At 39.2% G+C, this 5778-nt stretch carries 4 protein-coding genes and 2 pseudogenes; all 6 read right to left on the bottom strand.

What is annotated here, in order from left to right; translation table 11 throughout:
* Nucleotides 1-420: pseudogene (locus VB733_RS27210) on the bottom strand (hypothetical protein); the annotation flags it as partial.
* Between the two features lie 11 nt (nucleotides 421-431).
* Nucleotides 432-1274, bottom strand: a complete 843-nt coding sequence (locus VB733_RS27205) for a hypothetical protein (protein ID WP_323343167.1) — start codon at nucleotides 1272-1274, stop codon at nucleotides 432-434.
* Complete coding sequence (locus VB733_RS27200; RefSeq protein WP_323343166.1) at nucleotides 1261-4077, bottom strand: hypothetical protein; 2817 nt, start codon at nucleotides 4075-4077, stop codon at nucleotides 1261-1263. Before VB733_RS27200 ends, VB733_RS27205 begins: the two co-directional genes overlap by 14 nt.
* Nucleotides 4077-4412, bottom strand: coding sequence for a hypothetical protein (locus tag VB733_RS27195; RefSeq protein ID WP_096614706.1), 336 nt, complete (start codon nucleotides 4410-4412; stop codon nucleotides 4077-4079). The genes VB733_RS27200 and VB733_RS27195 overlap by 1 nt, the downstream gene beginning before the upstream one ends.
* A 6-nt stretch (nucleotides 4413-4418) precedes the next feature.
* Nucleotides 4419-5027, bottom strand: coding sequence for a hypothetical protein (locus VB733_RS27190; RefSeq protein ID WP_323343165.1), 609 nt, complete (start codon nucleotides 5025-5027; stop codon nucleotides 4419-4421).
* A gap of 10 nt (nucleotides 5028-5037) precedes the next feature.
* A pseudogene (locus VB733_RS27185) lies at nucleotides 5038-5778 on the bottom strand (hypothetical protein); the annotation flags it as partial.

Here is a 5778-nt window from a genome sequence, read left to right as displayed (position 1 = left end):
AAACGTGGTATCAGCAAGTTGAATATTGAGAACGCTAACTACTTGTTGATGACCAATGTTTCGGATGATAAGCACAGTTTGAGAAAGTAAATAGCCATTTCCACCCAAAAATAGAGCAATTACCAATGGGTAAATAAACGAAGCTGCTAATTCTGACCATAAAAATCGCTTTTCTTGATAATCAGCAGCCATTTTGATGGCGAACAATATGATGCTTAAAGCAGCCAAAATTGTCCCTAAATTACATAATCCAGCCCATAGCGCACCTGATGGGTTAACTACATCTCCCCAAATCTTGTTCCAGGACTCAACAGTTTGTTTGCTGAGTTCGATGCTACTCCTGACTAAACCAATTCCAATACTGGAATCGGAATAATTATCTGGTGCTGTTACCTGAGCAATAAAGTGAGGGAGAAACATATAGAAAATTTCTAATTAGAGGACTCAGCATCAAAAACAGAACTACCCGGCATTGTTAATAATGAGCTTTGATATACTGCGCTATTTCCAGTAGAAATTTGAGTTTGGCGATCGCGTGTATTTACTGCATTTAATTCCTGTGCAACTTGTGCAGTTAAAGTTAACCCTAAAGCTCTATCCTGTCTTGCTTGTGATGCTTCCTGCAATTGCAAATCGGCAATAGTTGAATTATTGTGTAATTGCCGAGAAATATTTTGTAAGATTTGTTGGGAAGTATCGGAATTTTGCGAATCATCTGACATTTGGTTAGATTCAAGTTCAGAATTAGCACTTTTATCCAGCGTTAATTTAGATTCTTGTTGGGCATTTTTTGAAAGCGTTTTTATTTGAGCAACTTCGATGGCTCCAACTCTTTCGCTTTGGTTTGCTAAATCCTGGCGAATTGCGTAGGAATTAGGTATTTTATTCTCTAACTTATTTGCTATAGTCCCATCTTGCGGTAATGAACCTTTCATGATTTCGCTGACAACTTGACCTAAATCGGGAACTTCAACCGAACCGATCGCATTTTTAACTATCTGCGAGATATTACCAAAAAAATCACCGCGAACAAAAGAACGAATATCATTGATAAACCCTTGAATTTGCTCCGATGAGTTTTTATTAATTGTATCGGTGGCAGTTTGGGATATTTTTCTATTTTGGATTGTATCTGAAGTCGCTGCAAATATTGGAGGAGCGATCGCAGTAAAACTGATGCTTATAACTGTAATCCCAATCACGGAAATACTTTTGAACCTTCCTTTATATTTTTTTGATCGCAAGTTTCTATTTCTCTTGTTATTTCTCGACATAATTAGCTCCTTCTTGCATCTGGATTAATTCCTTGTTTGATTTAATCGCTTCAACATAAACTTTCGTAAAATCAGATAATCCCTGTAATTTGCCCTTCAAAGTATTGGGATATTGAGATAAAATTTCCCGACGAGTAATGCGTTCCTCCTGATTAGTTGCGACTGCTGCTAGAGACATTTCTCCCGGATAAAATCGAGTTTGCCAAAATCGTCCCCCTTTCTCGATTAGCCAACATGAATACAAATCCGAACGTCGGGGAAAGAAGGATTCGGACGCATTTTGAGCGATGACTTCAACCGGGTAGGAAAGATAGTTTTGGAACGATGCAACTGCATTTGATGTTATGCAACCAGTGATGCGGTAACTGATATTTTGCATAATCATTGCAGCTGCGGAAGATTGGCAAATCGTATCCGGGTCTTGGCTGGATAAAACTATACTCAGCCCATCCTTACGTGCGGTAGCGCAAAGTTCACCCACTATTGCACTGAATCCATCCTTGCGGAACAACACCGAAAGCTCATCACCGATAAATAGGCTTTTCGGGTAGGAAAGAGCAACACGCAAACATGCTGCTTTCGCTGCAACAGCCATCGTGTAGGAATCTTGGTTATTACTTAGCCCAGTCAGTGCGTAAAATTTAACCATCGGTTCGGGAGAAAAGCTACTCGGTTTGGCGATCGCATTCCCCAAAGGACTCACCAATAATGCAGCAATTTGACTGGTTATTTGATTTATTGCTTGATGGTCAATCGCTTCAGGTTTGGAAATATTGAGTCGAGCGATCGAACAGAAACGGGTAAAATCTTTTAAAGTAGGCATATCCTGCCATTCGGGAGATTTCCAACCCTTAGAAAATGAGAGGTTGTAGCGTTCGATGATATCGGGGTCGCTGAGAAAGATTTCGAGCGATCGCAGAAGTATGGCATCAACTCTCTGCGCTAAATGGGGTGCATCCAATCGTCCCATGACGATGACTCCCAGCGCATTGCGTATAAATAAACGCCAGGATTTCATTCTCGAATCTCGTTCCTCAGAATCGAAGTTTCGCAAATCTGGAGGTTCCATCAAATTATTGGAAGCACGAGATAAATCGAAATATGCACCCGCATCTCCAAGAAGTGCGATCGCGGTCTTGAAAGAACTTTCCCCATCAGCTGCGGGAATATCCATCCCGACTACAGGTATTCCCTGCGACAGTGCATCGAGCATAAATCGCCACAATAAGACCGACTTTCCAGAACCGGTTTTTCCTGTAATCAAGGCATGTTGCGTATGGGTAAATAAGTCTATGCAAACAGGTTTTCCTCCTCGATTAGTCAAAAATTCTACACCCTGAGTATCCAATTCCTTGGGAAGGGTTAACGGCAAAACTCCCGCAACGGTTTCACTTTCCAGCACCAAGCGACGTTCGCTCAAAATCGAACTCGAATGTAAAATACGTCTCCAGGTGACGGGTAAAGTTTCTAACCAAATTTGGGATGCGATGTGTTTTTCCCGCACAATTTTGGCTGTACCGAAGCTGTTACAGAGCAAGTCACAGGCTAAATCCAGACTTTCTGCATTTTCCCGATAAACCAGAAACACCACCGCGCAGTTGAGAGGAACAGCACCTTTGTATAATTTTTTCTGCGCGTCGAAACTTTCCTCTTGTTTGATTTCCGCTCCCACATCCCTACCGCTCCCTTTGAGAAAAGCGCGTTCCCTTGCAACTTTGGTTTGCTTCGCTTGACGGTGTAAATTGTCTTCAGTGAGGTAGCGACTTGCAGGAGAGATTTCCACCCAAGCTTCCGTATCGCGAACATGATTTTCACTTAGGACTTTCCAAATCCATGCAATTTGTTCTTTCGCATTTATCCAAGCAGGTACGGTATCTGTCATCGTTAATACACCGCAGACTTTATCTTTGATATAGATACGGTTGGTGCATTGACGGTGTTCGGGACAAGAGCTTTTTCCTCTTTCTCCCGCGATTAAAATTGTTGTTGAATGTTTAAACGAATTTTGAATTTCTATTAGTGTGTCTTCTTTTAAAACTAATAATTGCGGAATTTCTGGAGGATTATATTGATTAAAGCGACCCCATAACCACGACCACAATTCAATATCATTGAGGGGTTGTATTTCCAATCCAGCTTTAGTATTAAATAACATTTCCCATTGTAGAAAACCTTCCGTATAAGCTTTCATCAAAACTTGACTCAGAAGCTGTTCCTGTCGCTGGGAAATGCGTCCGGTAAAGTTATCTAATAAGAAACGTCCCGATTTTGCTACTTGGTAAATTAATTTAGATAAAAGGTCGCTTCTATTTTCTCCTAATGCATCCGCAGTCCAAGTACAAAAAACAATTTGTTGCCAAGTTGACCTTGTTCCTTTTCGAGTTAATTCTTGAATTCGAGCTTGTTCGTTACGAATTAAAATTGTTGGGAGTGGCAAAGTAGAACCTGCGGTAATTTTATTCAGTTGTTCTTGTCTCATCGAATCATCCGAATATCTTCCCAAAAGGAAAGTACATTTCTCTCCTGGAAGGATGAATTTCATAGCTTCGGAAATACCAGTGGATATTGCGGTAACTTCTTCTGGGTAAAGTTGGTCGTGTATTCCCTTAATTTGAAATGCAAAAACTACTTGAAATTGATTTTCTTCGGAAATATCACCTTTATTTAATAAAAACCCTCCGATACAGCGATTATCCCTTTCAATCCTAACCATACAGCAAAGGTCAAGTTCGTTTTCAAAGGGGATATATTGTAATTTTTGATTCAATTTGCTAGCGTTAATTGTTTGTATTTGAGTTTTCATTATCTCCTCTCATTTTTGAATTTATTTCTAACTTTTCTAGAAATTAAAGGAGACACATAAATCGCCCCACCAATTATCCAATTTTTACCTTTAGGCTTACGAAAACGATTGACGTATTTATCTGGGTCTTTTCCCGTCACAAACCACCAACTAATAATCAACCAAAAACTAATAACTGCGACTTTAGGAATCCCCCAACCTAGTAAACCGTCAAAGATAAAATAGGAAATTGTGATAATTGCCAGCCACGGCATAATTTGATTGGCTGGAACGGGACCAAACCCTGCTTGTTTTCCTAATATTCTGTTTACCTTGATTACTTCTCTCTCTTGCAAGATTGCTCACCCTCCTGTTGTAGTTCCGTTTCCGATGAACAGGAATGTGATAACATCGATGGTTAAAATTATTCCAATTGCTAGACCAGCTTGAGTGGCTATTGGTCTCCAATCATTACCTTGCTGTGCTTGGTTATAGGCAAATAACGCTGCAACTCCTACTAATAGTAGAAACACTCCACGAATCGCATTGAAAACGAGTGCGATCGCTTGCGGGTCAATAGAACTTGTCCCTCCTGTTGAACTCTGTTCAGCGATGTTTGTAAGATATTGTTCTAATCCACTCAAAAATATTGCCTGGGCTGGCATTTCAAAGATTGTCAAGGTTGCTGTAATGCCGATAATTAACCCTGCTATTTGCCAAAAGTGAATCTTATTTTTAACTAAATGATTTAAGTAAGGGATAAGGATAATTAACCTACTTAAACAGTAGAAAAATAGAGATAAAGATAGGATGATTACGACTAATAATGGTTCGCGGATAGCTAAATAAATCAATCCAATTCCAATAGATAAGCTTGCAATGCTATCAGCCTTATTCCACCTAATTATCTTCATGATAATGAATGTATTTGGGTTATTGTTAGGGTATTGATATGGGTATTTTGTAGACATAATCAATTATTTATATCTCCAGATAAGACTCATTAATATTGCTTACACTTGTTTTTGACTGATGTGGGGCTGTGGATTTACAAGCAAGATTTAAAGATTGAATTTGTCTTTGGTTGAAATCGCACTGTTCAATACTCCAACGGTTGTATTTAGCGTCAATTAAATTTGCAATAAATACTGGTTGTATTGAGTCAGCAGCAGAGGTAATTTCAAATCCTTTCAACGAGGCAGATGAAATCGTATCTCCAAATCCATCTGTTTGAGCAGCTTCAAAGTAAAAATGGTATCGTTTATTAGATTCTGGGTCTTTCCATTTAAAAGATTGGGGAGAATCACCCGCTTTCAAAGTCATAAATTCTTCTGGTAGAACTTGTTGAAAGCGTTTAATTATTGCTAATCCAGCATTTTGAATATCTGGTTTATCTTCAGCTTGCAGGGTATCAGTGACAGAAATTCCTGTTTTTAACCCCAATCCAGTTAGCATTAACCCGTTTACTTCATGTTGATTTGCTAACTGACTAACTGCGTTGATTAAGCCAGGATTTCTTTTCTTTAATCTAGAAGTAGGCGTTTCAATTATTTGATTAGTCTCGGAATCATTTGGATTAATAATGTGTTGGTCTTCGACTTGTAAGCCAGGATTTAGGATTATTTCACTTGGCGATGATGACGGAATAGTAAGGTTCCCTTGTCGGTTTGTGGCTGCTATCTCAATCTTTGTAGTCGCTTGTGAGTAAGGAATAATATCACC

The organism is Calothrix sp. UHCC 0171 (assembly GCF_034931845.1).
Classification (GTDB): domain Bacteria; phylum Cyanobacteriota; class Cyanobacteriia; order Cyanobacteriales; family Nostocaceae; genus Brunnivagina.
The sequence above is the reverse complement of the archived record's forward strand: the minus strand, read 5'-3'. Positions and strand labels throughout refer to the sequence as shown.

Bases quoted from the DNA above. Each gene is read 5' to 3' on its own strand.
- VB733_RS27190 (WP_323343165.1), bottom strand. From the start codon at position 5,027: ATGTCTACAAAATACCCATATCAATACCCTAACAATAACCCAAATACA.
- VB733_RS27200 (WP_323343166.1), bottom strand. From the start codon at position 4,077: ATGAAAACTCAAATACAAACAATTAACGCTAGCAAATTGAATCAAAAA.
- VB733_RS27205 (WP_323343167.1), bottom strand. From the start codon at position 1,274: ATGTCGAGAAATAACAAGAGAAATAGAAACTTGCGATCAAAAAAATAT.